The sequence below is a fragment of the Acidovorax sp. genome (genome assembly GCF_022763525.1).
Lineage (GTDB): Bacteria > Pseudomonadota > Gammaproteobacteria > Burkholderiales > Burkholderiaceae_C > Acidovorax.
On record NZ_JALEGG010000027.1, the window covers coordinates 1 to 13292 of the forward strand.

Here is a 13292-nt window from a genome sequence, read left to right on the forward strand (position 1 = left end):
GACAACGGCGCCCCGGTGGACGAGGCCATGGTGGCGTGGGGCCAGGAACTGCAGCCGGGCACCTGGTACACCCTGGACCACAATGGGGCTTCTGCCCAGGTGCAATACGCGTGGCACAGCCAGCGCAAGCAGCTGCATCTGTTCGCGGCGGTGGATGGCAGCAGTTACCTAATCCAGTTGCGCCGGCTGGCCGCCTACCTGCAGGCCGGATTGCTGGTGCCGCAGGATGAAGAGGGCCTGACGCTGCGCGCCACACGCGACGCGCTGGCCAAGCTGGACGCCAATCCCGAGCGGCTGCTCGATTGAGGGATTCGCGCGCGGCAGCGCCAGTTTGCGCCGTTGCCTGAACAGCCCCCGGGTTCAGTGTGGATGCCGTCTGCGCCGTGCCTTGGGTCGCCAGACGAGCGCTATGCGCTCCCGATCCGCTGAAACAGACCGCCAGGCAAGCGCGCCACGCATCCTTCGAGCTCCAGTTCCAGCAACTCGACCTGCAGCGAGGCGGCATCCATGCCGGTGCGCGCCACCAAGGCGTCCACCCCCATTGGATCAAAGCCCAGCGCCTGCAGCAGCGGGCTTTCCGTGCAGGGGACGGCGGAGACTGCATCCTCCGCGATCGGTGGTGGTGCGTCGGCGGCGGCATGCGTATTCGGCGCAACGCTCGGTGTGCGCAGTTCCTCCAGCACGTCCTTCGCCGATTCCACCAGTTTGGCGCCCTGGCGGATGAGTGCGTGGCACCCCCGCGACTGCGGCGCGTGGATGGAGCCAGGGATCGCGAAAACCTCGCGGCCTTGCTCGGCAGCCATCCGGGCGGTGATCAGCGAGCCGGAAGCGAGCGCCGCCTCCACGACCAGCGTGCCTTGGGAGAGGCCCGAGATGATGCGGTTGCGCTTGGGAAAGTTGGCCGCCAGGGGCGGCGTGCCGAGGGGGTATTCGCTGACGAGCAGGCCGCGCGCGGCAATGCGGTGCGCGAGGTCGAGGTTCTTGCGGGGATAGACGCGATCCAGCCCCGTGCCGACCACGGCGATGGTGGCTGGGTCTGTATCTGCCAACGATGCCGCACCGTCGAGCGCGCCCTCGTGCGCTGCGGCATCCACGCCCAGTGCGAGGCCCGAAACGATGGTGAAGCCGGCCTCTCGCAGGGCGCGAGAAAACAATCGGGCATGTTCGGCTCCCTGCGCCGTCGGGTTGCGGCTTCCCACGACGGCCAGGCATCGCCCCGGGGGAAACGGTGCCTGCTCCACCAGCCGCGCCGGTCCCATCAGGTACAGCAGCAGCGGGGGGTCTTCCGTGTCCAGCAGCAATTGCGGATAGCGTGGATCCCCCAGCGTGACCACCGTGCGGGCGGGGCCTTGTGAAGGCGCTTCTGCGAGCCATTGCAAGGTGGTCTCGACCAGGGCTTCCCATGCGGGGGGCACTTCGCAAAGCGCCTTGGCCTGTGCGGGCGTCGCGCACTGCAGCAGGACCGATTCGGGCTGGCGAAAGATCTCCTGAGGCAGGCCGAAGCGTGCCAGCAGGCGCCGTGCGGTGCTGTTGCCGACGCCAAGTGAAAGGGTCAGGCGCAGCCAAGCGCCCAGTTCGTTGCGGTCCATGGGAGCAGTATCGTGAGAAAGAACGGGCCCAATGAAAAAAGCCGCCTCCACCTCATCGGCGGACGGGCGGCCCGGGTGCGGCCCCGCAGTTATTCCTGCGGATTCACGAGGCGGTCGCCCACGCGCACACCGCTGCGGATTTCAAGCAACAGCGCGTACGAGACACGGTCGAAGGTACGGAACACCATGGCGGTGCCGTTGTTTTCGCTGGGCAGCTTGATGGTGGTCTTGGCAGCGTCGGTTGTGTCCTTGATGCGATCGCCCTTGGTCAGCAGCGAAAGCACATGGCCGGGTTCGATGCCATCCTGCGAGCCCATGTTGATGGCCACTACCTGGTTCTGGGCCGCATAGGCGGCCGAGAAACTGCCGTAGATGGAAACGACCCGGGCATCCACCTCGATCTGCGGAGCACGCGGGGTGTAGCTGGTAAAAACGCGCTCGGGAGCTGGCAAGAGCCGGTCGCCTGCGCGGATTTCTTCCTTGGTGCCTGAAAGATCCACGGTGGCAGGCACGTACTCAGCCACACGCCCGCCCTTGCCGTTGGGGAGGTCTTCAAACGTTTCGCCGCGTACCAGTTCGGCTTTGCCCAGGTACTGCGCTTCGTAGCCCAGGATTTCTCCGGTCACCGGGTCCTTCATGGCCACGGCATCTCGGAACACGCGGAAGAAACGAGGTTCGCCAGGTTCGGCGCGCACCGGCGCCGCAGCATCACCCCGCACATAGGCCCGGTCACCGCTCGCCATCAGCACGCGGTCTTCGGTGGTGGCCACAATGCGGGGGGCGCGCAGCAGCACGTCGGCGTCGACCACCAGGGGCTCGACGAGGAACGGCTCGATGAGGTGGGGCTTGAGCGTGGGCAGCGCGGTGCTGGCCAGGCTGTCGCTGCGCGTACGGGGCGACACACGCACCGTTTGGGGCTCGGATTCCGGCGCGCCGGGTGGCGTGGTCCGCAGGCGCGCGTAGCTTCCGTCCTTGTCCAGGTAAAGCGTCTGGCCGGGGTAGATGAGGTGGGGGTTCGGGATGGCCTTGAGGTTCATGCCCCACAGCTCGGGCCAGCGCCAGGGGCGCTTGAGGTACAGGCCCGAAATGCCCCAGAGGGTGTCGCCGCGCTTGACGGTGTAGGTGTCGGGTGCGTTGGGCGTCAGCTCGGACAGGGGAATGCCGCGTTCGGAAACCTGTTGCGCCGTGGCACGCTGATCGCTGGAAACCGGGTAGTTTTGCGCTTGGGCTGATGACCCCAGCAAAACGCCAGCAATGATGGTGAGCGCGCCCAAGGCGGTCTGCCGCACGCTGGTGAATGCTGTCATGTTGTTCCTTTTCTCATGCATTGGGAAACGCCCCCTCGCTGGCGCCTTGGCTCTCGCGGCAGGCGAGCGGCCGGGCAAGTCATTACAAACTTTCTCAGATTCTCTGCTCAAGCCCTTGATTCGGCAACGATTATTGGCTAGCCGCACTGCTGCCGACCCTAAAAGTGGCGAAAATAGCGACATCTCTTGGCAGCTTTCATGGCAATCCTTCCCATTCTCTGTTTCCCCGACCCTCGGCTTCACAAGGTGGCACGGCCCATTCAGGCCGTGGACAACCGTGTGCGGGCGCTGGTTTCCGACATGCTGGCAACCATGTACGACGCCCATGGCATCGGCCTGGCCGCTACGCAGGTGGATGTACACGAGCGCTTGGTGGTCATCGACGTTTCCGAGGAGCGCAACCAGCCGTTGGTGCTCATCAATCCCGAACTGGTCTGGACCAGCGCAGAAAAGCACCTCAACGAGGAAGGCTGCCTCTCGGTGCCTGGCATCTACGATGGGGTGGAGCGTTTCGATGCCGTGCATGTGCGCGCACTGGACGAGCAGGGCCAGTCCCGCGTCATTGAGGCCGACGGCCTGCTGGCCGTGTGCATCCAGCACGAGATGGACCACCTGATGGGCAAGGTCTTCGTGGAATACCTCTCCCCGCTCAAACGCAACCGCATCAAGACCAAGATGATCAAGCAGCAGCGGGGGGCGCGCGAGTGACGCGGCCGGCGCTTCGCGTCCTCAGGGGCGGCGGAGTGCTGGCGCTCGCGGCGCTGGTCGTTCAACTCGCGGGCTGTGCGCTGCCGGCCCGTGAGGCGCCCGGCGCACTGCGTGCCGACGTGGTGGCCCGGCTTGGGGTGCCTACAGCCTCGTTCCCCTTGCCGGGCGGCGAGCGCCTGCTGTATTCCGAACTGCCTGCAGGGTTTGCGGCCTACAACCTCGATTTCGACGCCAGCGGCAGGCTGGTGCGCAACGAGCAGGTGCTGACGCAGGCGCGCTTTGAGAATCTTCCCGTGGGCGTGTGGACTGCCGCCGACGTGCAGCGCACCTTTGGTGCGCCCTTGCGCGTGGAGCGTGTGGCGCGCTTTGAGGGCGACATCTGGACCTACCGCTTCCGCCAGAACTCCGACCTGCGCCTCGCGCACGTGCACCTGGACCCCGAGGGTGTGGTGCGGATGGTGCTGTTCACGGACGAGTTGCCCCATTTTGACAACACGCGCGACTGAGTGCGTACTTACCTCCTGACAACGGTTACCCATGAGAGTCATCTTTGCCGGCACGCCCGAATTTGCCCGCGTGGCGCTGGAGCGGCTGCTGGCCGCAGGGTTCACGGTGCCCCTGGTCCTGACCCAGCCCGACCGCCCCGCCGGGCGCGGCATGAAGCTGCAGGCCTCCCCCGTCAAGCAATGCGCGCTGGAACACGGCATCCCGGTGGCGCAGCCCCGCAGCCTGCGCCTTGACGGCAAATACCCCGACGATGCAGCCGCCGCGCGCGATGCGCTGGTGGCTGCGCAGGCCGATGTGATGGTGGTGGCCGCCTATGGACTCATCCTGCCGCAGTGGGTGCTGGACCTCCCGGCCCAAGGCTGCCTGAACATCCACGCCAGCCTGCTGCCCCGATGGCGGGGCGCCGCGCCCATCCATCGCGCCATCGAGGCCGGGGATGCCGAAACCGGCATCACCATCATGCAGATGGATGCTGGCCTGGACACCGGCGACATGCTGCTGATGGAGCGGCTGGCCATTGCCCCCACGGACACGACGGCCACCCTGCACGACCGGCTTGCCGCTCTCGGGGGCCGCATGATCGTTGAGGCTCTGGAACTGGCCGCCTGCGGAGGGCTGAAGGCCGTACCCCAGCCCGCCGAGGGCATCACCTACGCCCACAAGATCGAGAAGGCCGAGAGCACCATCGACTGGTCGCTGCCCGCCACCGTGATCGGCCTGCGTATTCGGGCGTTTGACCCCTTCCCCGGAGCCAGCACCGAGTGCGCCGGGGAAACGATCAAAGTGTGGAGTTGTGAAATTGATAGCAATAAATCCAATACGGATAAGCGCCATGGCCAAATTTTGTCGGTAAATGGCGACGGAGTGACGGTCGCCTGCGGCGAAGGCACGCTGCGCCTGACCACCTTGCAGCGCGCGGGGGGCAAGCGGCTCGCAGCGGCCGATTTCTTGCGGGGCTTTGACCTGCAGCCCGGCATGGTGCTGGGCGCTGCGCCCACTATCGCCGCGACACCGGCATGAGCCGCCGGGCCGCCATCGGCAACACACTGCGCCACCCCTCCTTTCGCGTGGCCGCCGTCGACATGGCGGGCACGGCCGTGGGCATCGGGGCCTGGGGCCTGGTCACCGGCGTCGTCATGGTCAAGAGCGGGCTGCCCGTAGGCATGGCCATCTTCATGTCGCTGGTGGTGTATGCGGGCAGTGCGCAGCTGGCGGTCATCCCGCTGATGGCGGTGGGGGCGCCGCTGTGGGTGGTCTGGCTGACGGCCAGCTGCGTGAACCTGCGCTTCGTGATCTTCAGCAGCATGTGGCGCAGCTACTTCGCGCACCTGCCGCTGCGCCAGCGCCTGGCGGTGGGCTATTTCAGCGGCGATGTGATCTACGTGGCATTCATGAAGCGCTTTCCCGAGCCACGCCCCCAGGCCGAGCAGGTGCCCTACTTCTGGGGCGCGGCCAGCACCAACTGGCTGGCCTGGCAGGTGCCGTCCATCGCTGGCATTCTGCTGGCCAATGCCGTGCCGCTGTCCTGGGGCCTGGGGTTTGCGGGCGTGCTGGCACTGCTGGGCGTGCTGCTGTCGCTGCTGTTCGACCGGGCCACCTGGCTGGCCACCGCGGTCGCCGCCACGGCGGCGATTGCCGCGTTTGCGCTGCCGCTCAAGCTCAACATCCTGGTGGCCATTGCGGCGGCGGTGGCCGCAGGCCTCTTGATGGAGGCGGTAGACCGCCGTCGCCACAAGCCCGAACTGGTCCTGTTGCCCGCTGACAGCGTGCTGCCACCTGAAGAACGCGAGCAGGTCGAGGCGGGCGATGTGGTGCCACTGCGCGAGGAGCGCCATCCATGATGAATGACTGGTCCTGGATCGAACCCGCCATCGTCATCTTCGGCCTGGCCGTGATCACCGTGGTGTCTCGCTCGTTCTTCATGATCCCCGAGCGCGAGCTGCCGCTGCCCGACTGGCTCAAGCGCGGCCTCAAGTACGCCCCTCTGGCCGCCCTGACGGCCGTAATCGCCCCCGAGATCCTGATGACCCGGGGCGAACTCATCGATACGTTCCTGGACGCCCGCATCCCTGCCGTCCTGAGCGCCACCGCCTACTACTTCTGGCGGCGCGGCATCCTGGGCACCATCGTGGTTGGCATGGTGGTGTACCTGCCGCTGCACATCGGCTGGAACTGGTAGAGAAGCCCCCCTGAGCCGCTGCGCGGCTGGGCATCGCCCAGCAAGTCAGCGCCGCGGGTGCAACTGACCTGGAGCGGCCGCGGTCATGCACCCTTGATCACTAAAATGGCGGCCCCCGAGCCTCCATTTCCCTATCTCACCTCTGCCATGAACATCCTCCGCTTTTCCGATCTGTGCGCCCAAGGCAAGGCCCAAGGCCAGCGCGTTTTCATCCGCGCCGACCTGAACGTTCCCCAGGACGATGCCGGCCGCATCACCGAGGACACCCGCATCCGCGCATCGATCCCCTGCATCCGCATGGCGCTGGACGCCGGAGCCGCCGTCATGGTGACCAGCCACCTGGGCCGCCCAACCGAGGGGGAATTCAAGCCCGAGGACTCGCTGGCCCCCGTGGCCGCGCGTCTGGCCGAGCTGCTGGGCCGCGAGGTGCCGCTGGTGGCGAACTGGGTGGACGGCGTCACCGTCGCGCCCGGCCAAGTGGTGCTGCTGGAGAACTGCCGCCTCAACGTGGGCGAGAAGAAGAACAAGGAAGAGCTGGCGCACAAGCTGGCAGCCCTGTGCGATATCTTCGTGAACGACGCTTTCGGCACCGCCCACCGCGCCGAAGGCACCACCTACGGCATCGCGCAGTTTGCCCCCATCGCCTGCGCCGGCCCGCTGCTGTCGGCCGAGATCGACGCCCTCACCAAGGCGCTGGCCCATCCCCAGCGGCCGCTGGCGGCCATCGTGGCGGGCTCCAAGGTCTCGACCAAGCTCACCATCCTCAAGAGCCTGGCCGACAAGGTCGACCAGCTCATCGTGGGCGGGGGCATCGCCAACACCTTCATGCTGGCCGCCGGCCTGCCCATCGGCAAAAGCCTGGCCGAGCCCGATCTGCTGGACGAAGCACGCGCCGTCATCGCCGCCATGAAGGCGCGCGGCGCCGATGTGCCGATTCCGACCGACGTGGTGACCGCCAAAGCGTTTGCCGCTGACGCACCCGCTACAGTCAAGGCAGCCAAGGACGTGGCCGAGGATGACCTGATCCTGGACATCGGTCCCGAGACCGCCGCCCGACTCGCCGCCCAGCTCAAATCCGCTGGCACCATCGTATGGAACGGCCCGGTGGGCGTGTTCGAGTTCGCAGCCTTTGAAAACGGCACGCGCGAGATTGCCAAGGCCATTGCCGAATCCGCTGCGTTCAGCATTGCCGGCGGTGGTGACACCCTGGCGGCGATCGCCAAATACGGCATCGAAAAGCAGGTGGGTTACATCTCCACAGGCGGCGGGGCGTTCCTGGAGGTACTCGAAGGCAAGACCCTGCCTGCATTCGAGATTCTCGAAAAACGCGCGGTTACTTCTGCTTGATTTTTGTTACTGAAATAGACACAAGCAAATGCAGATCGGCGTAAGCAAGCACGCCGATCTGTGACCAAAAACAACGAATTGCGTGTCCCTGGGCGCAGTTACCTCATTTTTTTCTTGTTTTTGTTGAGTATCCCGCCCAGAATTATTTTTCAATCGCGTGGGATGTATCTGTTCATGTCCCCGCCTGTCAAAGTTCCGTAGGAGGGAATCATGAAATTTTCAAAGGCAGTCGGCTTGGCGGTGCTCGCCGGCGCTGTGGCTACTTTGGCGGGATGTGCATACCGTTCGCCCATCCCCCTGGCGGAGAACTTTGAGTTGACCTCGCAACCCAAGGTGCGCTCTGCGGGCCACTGGGAACTCGTCTCCAACGACGTCGTTGCCCAAACCCTCAGCACGCTTGACAAGACGGGCGTCGCCCCTGGCACGCAGCTGCACGTGGCTTTGCCACCCAACCCCAGCGCGTTTGACCTGGCATTCCGCGAATTCCTGATCACCAAAATGGTCCAGAGCGGCGCGCCCGTGATGCAGGACCCCGGCCCGGCACTGAATGTGACCTACAACACGCAAGTGGTCCGTCACAACAGCCCCCGGCCCCACTTCATCCCCGGCCAGTTCACCATGATCGCGGCGGGCCTGATGGCCGCCTACGGCCTGCGTCATGAGCACGTGGATGCCCAGCTGCTGGCCGGCCTGGGCCTGACGGCCCTGGCCGACTACGGCGCCAGCATCAACTCCGGCGGTCCCACCAACACCGAGCTGATCCTGACGACCACGGTCACGCGCGGCGGCCAGTACGTTGCCCGCAAGACCGATGTGTACTACCTCGAAAACGCAGACACGCCACTGTTCCTGCGTCCCTCGCACTACCGGAACGTCAACATGAAGGTGGTCTCGCAATGAAATCCGCTGCAATTCTGACCGCGGTGGCTGCCGCAGCCCTGCTCGCAGGCTGTGCCAACAACGGTACCCCGGTGCGCACCGAGCCCACATACCAGGAAGCCGCCAACAACCAGTTCTTGACCAGCAGCCGCGAGGCCGTGGGCAAGCTCACCGCCGGTTTCGACCTGAGCGTGGCCGGCACGGGGCCCGTTCTGGTGGCCACGGTCGTCAACGTGAACGATCTGAGCCGCTCCGCCCCCCTGGGCCGCACGCTGTCCGAGCAATACGCTTCGCACATGGCTGCCAGCGGTTTCAACGTCAAGGAAATCAAGCTGCGCGGCGATGTGTTCGTGCGCGAAGGTGCTGGCGAGCTGCTGTTGTCGCGTGAAATCAAGGACATCGCGCGCAGCCACAACGCTTCGCTGGTCCTCGTGGGCACCTACTCTGCCGCGGCCAACTTCACCTATGTGAGCCTGAAGCTGGTCCGCACGGAAGATGGCCGCATCGTCCGCGGCCATGACTACGCGCTGCCCAACGACCGCGACGTTCAGCGTCTGCTGGCCGTGCCCCGCTGAGCCGCAGCCAAGCTGCTATCCCGCAAAAGGCCGTTTCGACGGCCTTTTTCTTTTTGTCTTGGCGCAGGCTGCCGGGGCGGGCAGCCCGCCGCCGCGGCAGCCGTCGGGCCCCCACTTAAAATCACGCCCCATGACCTTCATCGACATGCTGCGCGACGCCACGGCGCAAAACAACTCCCTGCTGTGCGTGGGCCTGGACCCGGAGCCCACGCGGTTTCCTGCGGGAATGCAGGGCGATGCGCACAAGATCTATGACTTCTGCGCTGCCATCGTGGACGCCACGGCCGACCTGGTGTGTGCCTTCAAGCCGCAGATCGCCTACTTTGCGGCCCACGGCGCCGAAGACCAGCTCGAACGGCTGATGCAGCACATGCGCGCCAACGCGCCGCACGTGCCTGTGATCCTGGATGCCAAGCGTGGCGACATTGGCTCCACGGCCGAGCAGTACGCCAAGGAGGCCTTCGAGCGCTACGGTGCCGATGCGGTCACGCTCTCGCCCTTCATGGGCTTCGACTCGATCGAGCCCTACCTGGCCTACCATGGCAAGGGCGCGTTCTTGCTGTGCCGCACGTCCAACCCAGGGGGCGACGACCTGCAGACCCAGCGCCTGGCCAGCGTGGAAGGGCAGCCGCTGATGTATGAACACGTGGCTCGCCTGGCGCAAGGTCCCTGGAACAAGAACGGCCAGCTTGGCTTGGTGGTGGGTGCGACTTACCCGCAGGAAATCGAGCGGGTGCGCAGCATTGCGCCCACGCTTCCTCTGCTGATCCCCGGTGTGGGGGCCCAGGGCGGAGACGCAGCGGCCACGGTGCGCGCCGGGCTCCGCGACGGCGGGCCGATCATCGTGAACTCGTCGCGGGCCATCCTGTACGCCTCCAAGGGCGACGACTTTGCCGCGGCGGCGCGCACCGAGGCCCAGCGCACCCGCGCGGTGCTCGAAGCAGCCCGCGCGCGCTGACACCACTTTCAGCTCCTACAGCCTTCACGCCGCAGCTGCACCCGGATCATCCCCATGCAGCTCAAATGGCTCGAAGACTTCATCGTGCTCGCGCAGGAGCGCAGCTACACGCGGGCAGCTGAGCTGCGGCATGTCACGCACCCTGCCTTTGGCCGCCGCATCCGCGCGCTGGAGGCCTGGGCCGGGACGCCCTTGGTGGAGCGCGGCGGCGGCCCCGTCACCCTGACCCCTGCCGGGCAGAGTTTTCTGGAAACGGCCGCCCACATGGCGCGCAGCCTGGCGCAATCGCACGAGGAGCTGCAAAGCCTGGCCGGGCGGCAGGCCCGCACCGTGACGCTGGCCACCGGACGCACCCTGGCCCGCACGGTGGTGGCTGACTGGCTGGTGCGGCTGCAGCCTGTGCTTCAGGGCGGCGAGTTGTGCATCCGCACGCGGGCGCTGGCCGACACCGTGGCCTTGCTGGAGCGAAGCGAAGCCGACTTCTCGCTCGTGTACCACCATCCGGCGCTGGCGGTCCGGCTGGATGCGCGGCAGTTTCTGCATCTGACCGTGGCATCGGACCGGCTGGTGCCCATTTCCCGGGCCACGGCGCAAGGACACGCGCTGCACCGCTTTGGGCAGGACCACCTGCCTGTGCCTTACCTGGCCTATGCGCCCCAGCTCGCGCTGGGCCGGCTGGTGGAAGACCATCTGTCCCAAAACCCGAATGCGCCCCGGCTGCAGCGGGTGGTGGAGTGCGACTCGGCCGACGCGCATTACGAATACGTGCAAAAAGGCTTGGGCGTGGCCTGGCTGCCTTGGTCGATGGTGCACGCCGATTGCCAGGCCAAGCGCCTGGCGCCTGCGGGCGACGCACGCATGGAAGTGCGTTTTGACGTCCGCCTGTACCGCCCCAAGCGTCGGCTTGGTCCCTCGGCCGAAGCGCTCTGGAAAGCGCTGGCGCAGCGCTGATACCTCCGGGTTTTCCTGGGGAGGAGGAATCCAATCGGCACGGCTTCGTGCCATTTCGGCACCCTGTCAGCCGGCCCGGGTTTTCACAATGGCTCCACCCCCAAAGAACTCACTGGAGCCCCGCATGCAAACCATTTCCTTCCTGCGTCGCACCGCCTTGGCGTGCGGCATGGCCCTTCTGGCAGCCCCTGCGTTCGCGCAGGATGCTTATCCGTCCAAGCCCATCACCATCGTCGTGGGCTATCCACCCGGCGGCAGCACCGACCTGACCGGCCGCACCGTGGCCACGGAACTGAGCGCTAGGCTGGGTGTGCCCGTGGTGATCGAGAACATCGGCGGCGCAGGCGGAGCCATCGGCGCGCAAAAGGTGGCCAACGCGGCACCGGACGGTTACACCTTTCTGGTGGGCGCCAGCAACGAGATCGCCATCAACAAGCTGGTGACCAAGAAGGTGAAGTACGACGTGAAGGACTTCACCGCCATCGGCCTCATCGCTTCGCAGCCGCTGGTGCTGGTCGCGTCCACCGGGTCGGGCGTAAAGAACCTGGCCGAGTTCACGCAGAAGGTCTCAAAGAACCCTGGCAAGTTCAGCTACGGCAGCTCGGGCGTGGGCACCTCGCTGCACCTGGCGGGCGAGATGGTCAAGGAGCAGGGCAAGCTGTTCATGACGCACATCCCTTACCGGGGCGTGGCGCCGCTGACCAACGACCTTCTGGGCAACAACCTCGAGTACGGCGTGTTCGTGCTTTCCAGCGGCCTGCCGCACATCAAGAGCGGCAAGGTGATTGCCCTGGGGACGACCGAAGCCAAGCGTTCGCCCACCACACCGGACATCCCGGCGCTCGCTGAATCGCCCCAGTACAAGAACGTGGACATCGGCGTGTGGTTCGCGCTGATGGGGCCGGCCCATCTGCCGAAGCCCGTGTTCGACAAGGTGAAGAAGGCGCTGAACGAAACCCTGCAGTCGCCCGAGTTCAAGAAGAAGATGGAGGCGAGCGGTTCCACGGTGGCCGCCCCCAGCGTGAACATCGACCAGTTCCTGGCGGCCGAAGTGGCCAAGTACAAGAAGATTGTTGAATTCGCAAAGATCGAAGAATGAGCAGCAGCATCGAGAACACCCCCTGCGCTGTGCAGCCGCTGGCGTTTGAACTGCCCGCTCCCGACATCACCGCCTGGCGCGCCGGCAATACCGGAACCGAGGGTGTCTGGCACTTCGACTCCGGCCTGCCCGGCCGCCATGTGATGGTCAGCGCGCTGGTCCATGGCAACGAGCTGTGCGGCGCGTGGGCCTTGAAGGGCCTGCTCGAAGCGGGCGTGCGGCCGCAGCAGGGCACGCTCACGCTGGCGTTCTGCAACCTCGATGCGTTCGACCGGTTTGACCCCCGCCACCACGACGCCTCGCGCTTCACCGACGAAGACCTCAACCGGCAGTGGCTGGACGCGCGCATCGACGCCGGGGACACCCGCGAGCGCCGCCGCGCCGCCGCGCTGCGCCCCTTCGTGGCGCGGGCCGACTGGCTGCTCGACATTCATTCGATGCACGAGCCGTCTGCCCCGCTGCTGCTCACGGGCATGCAGCCGCGCAACCTGGAACTCGCGCGCGCCCTGCGCACGCCCGAGCACATCGTGGTGGACGCGGGACACCAGGACGGCGTGCGCATGCGCGACTATGGACGCTTCGGCTTGCCGGACGCGCAAGGCGGCGACACCCGCTCGCTGCTCGTCGAGTGCGGCTTCCACGGCGACCCGGCCAGCCGTGCGGTGGCGCAGGATCTCTGTGTGCGGTTCCTGGAGCAGTCCGGCGTGCTCTGCCCTGAAAGCCTGGCGCAACTGGTGCCGGGCTGGCGCTTGCCCGACGCGCCGCAGCAATGGGCCCTGGAGGTGACTGGCCCGGTGGTGGCCACCAGCAGCGCGTTCCGCTTCGTGGCGCCTTACACGGGGCTCGAACTTTTCGAGAAGGCCGGGACGGTCATCGGCGACAACGACGGAGTACCTGTCGTCACGCCGTACGACAACTGCGTGCTCGTGATGCCTTCGGTGCGCCAGGCGCGTGCCGGTGTGACGGTGGTGCGTTTTGCGCGACGCACGGCGCTGTAACTGCTGCACCGCGCACGGGCTGCTGATTGCCACTAAAAAAATAGCTGCTTGCGCTTGATGGGAAAGCGCTGGCGGCAGTTTAAAAGGGTGATCTGCTCCGCGCTGGGTTCACTGCGCAGCGCGCGCGGCATCCAGGTGGGCCTTCACACGCTGGGCCAGCGCCACATCACCCGGGGTTTCCGGGTTCCAGTGGTC

General features: G+C 66.2%; 15 protein-coding genes and 1 pseudogene. 13 read left to right on the forward strand and 3 right to left on the reverse strand.

The genetic code is table 11. The annotated features are described in order from the left end of the window. A partial coding sequence (locus MRY84_RS02155) for a DUF1631 family protein (protein ID WP_291504121.1) occupies positions 1–306 on the forward strand: 306 nt, incomplete at its 5' end. 101 nt (positions 307–407) lie between these two features. Here the strand turns inward: MRY84_RS02155 and dprA are convergent. Further along, a complete protein-coding gene (gene dprA, locus MRY84_RS02160; RefSeq protein WP_291504122.1) occupies positions 408–1589 on the reverse strand; it encodes a DNA-processing protein DprA in 1182 nt (393 codons plus the stop codon). An 89-nt stretch (positions 1590–1678) separates the two neighbouring features. Continuing rightward, positions 1679–2896 (reverse strand): LysM peptidoglycan-binding domain-containing protein, encoded by a 1218-nt coding sequence (locus MRY84_RS02165; RefSeq protein WP_291504123.1) that lies wholly within the window; start codon positions 2894–2896, stop codon positions 1679–1681. A gap of 198 nt (positions 2897–3094) precedes the next feature. Between MRY84_RS02165 and def the strand changes: the two genes are divergently transcribed. The 12 genes from def to MRY84_RS02225 all read left to right on the forward strand — a co-directional run bounded on the left by def (position 3095) and on the right by MRY84_RS02225 (position 13097). Continuing rightward, positions 3095–3604 (forward strand): peptide deformylase, encoded by a 510-nt coding sequence (def, locus tag MRY84_RS02170; protein WP_291504124.1) that lies wholly within the window; start codon positions 3095–3097, stop codon positions 3602–3604. A 35-nt stretch (positions 3605–3639) separates the two neighbouring features. Beyond that, positions 3640–4110 carry a hypothetical protein gene (locus tag MRY84_RS02175; protein WP_291504125.1) on the forward strand — a complete coding sequence of 157 codons (471 nt, stop codon included), beginning with the start codon at positions 3640–3642 and terminating at the stop codon, positions 4108–4110. A gap of 31 nt (positions 4111–4141) precedes the next feature. After that, positions 4142–5131, forward strand: coding sequence for a methionyl-tRNA formyltransferase (fmt, locus tag MRY84_RS02180; protein ID WP_291504126.1), 990 nt, complete (start codon positions 4142–4144; stop codon positions 5129–5131). Further along, positions 5128–5952 (forward strand): AzlC family ABC transporter permease, encoded by an 825-nt coding sequence (locus MRY84_RS02185; RefSeq protein ID WP_291504127.1) that lies wholly within the window; start codon positions 5128–5130, stop codon positions 5950–5952. The genes fmt and MRY84_RS02185 overlap by 4 nt, the downstream gene beginning before the upstream one ends. Continuing rightward, complete coding sequence (locus MRY84_RS02190; RefSeq protein ID WP_291504135.1) at positions 5952–6290, forward strand: AzlD domain-containing protein; 339 nt, start codon at positions 5952–5954, stop codon at positions 6288–6290. The genes MRY84_RS02185 and MRY84_RS02190 overlap by 1 nt, the downstream gene beginning before the upstream one ends. Before the next feature lie 147 nt (positions 6291–6437). After that, positions 6438–7637 (forward strand): phosphoglycerate kinase, encoded by a 1200-nt coding sequence (locus MRY84_RS02195; protein WP_291504128.1) that lies wholly within the window; start codon positions 6438–6440, stop codon positions 7635–7637. Positions 7638–7847: 210 nt separating this feature from the next. Continuing rightward, positions 7848–8537 carry a hypothetical protein gene (locus tag MRY84_RS02200; RefSeq protein ID WP_291504129.1) on the forward strand — a complete coding sequence of 230 codons (690 nt, stop codon included), beginning with the start codon at positions 7848–7850 and terminating at the stop codon, positions 8535–8537. Continuing rightward, entirely contained in the window at positions 8534–9091 is a 558-nt protein-coding gene (locus tag MRY84_RS02205; protein ID WP_291504130.1) for a FlgO family outer membrane protein, read from the forward strand. The genes MRY84_RS02200 and MRY84_RS02205 overlap by 4 nt, the downstream gene beginning before the upstream one ends. Positions 9092–9221: 130 nt before the next feature. Further along, positions 9222–10049: an orotidine-5'-phosphate decarboxylase gene (gene pyrF, locus MRY84_RS02210; RefSeq protein ID WP_291504131.1), complete on the forward strand. Its 828-nt coding sequence runs from the start codon at positions 9222–9224 to the stop codon at positions 10047–10049. Between the two features lie 54 nt (positions 10050–10103). Next, on the forward strand, positions 10104–11000 hold the full coding sequence (locus tag MRY84_RS02215) for a LysR family transcriptional regulator (RefSeq protein WP_291504132.1): 897 nt from the start codon (positions 10104–10106) through the stop codon (positions 10998–11000). 124 nt (positions 11001–11124) lie between these two features. Beyond that, positions 11125–12099, forward strand: coding sequence for a tripartite tricarboxylate transporter substrate-binding protein (locus tag MRY84_RS02220; RefSeq protein ID WP_291504133.1), 975 nt, complete (start codon positions 11125–11127; stop codon positions 12097–12099). Continuing rightward, positions 12096–13097 carry a succinylglutamate desuccinylase/aspartoacylase family protein gene (locus MRY84_RS02225; protein WP_291504134.1) on the forward strand — a complete coding sequence of 334 codons (1002 nt, stop codon included), beginning with the start codon at positions 12096–12098 and terminating at the stop codon, positions 13095–13097. Before MRY84_RS02220 ends, MRY84_RS02225 begins: the two co-directional genes overlap by 4 nt. Positions 13098–13205: 108 nt before the next feature. On the opposite strand, the pseudogene MRY84_RS02230 reads toward MRY84_RS02225, so the two are convergent. Continuing rightward, a pseudogene (locus MRY84_RS02230) lies at positions 13206–13292 on the reverse strand (acyl-CoA thioesterase); the annotation flags it as partial.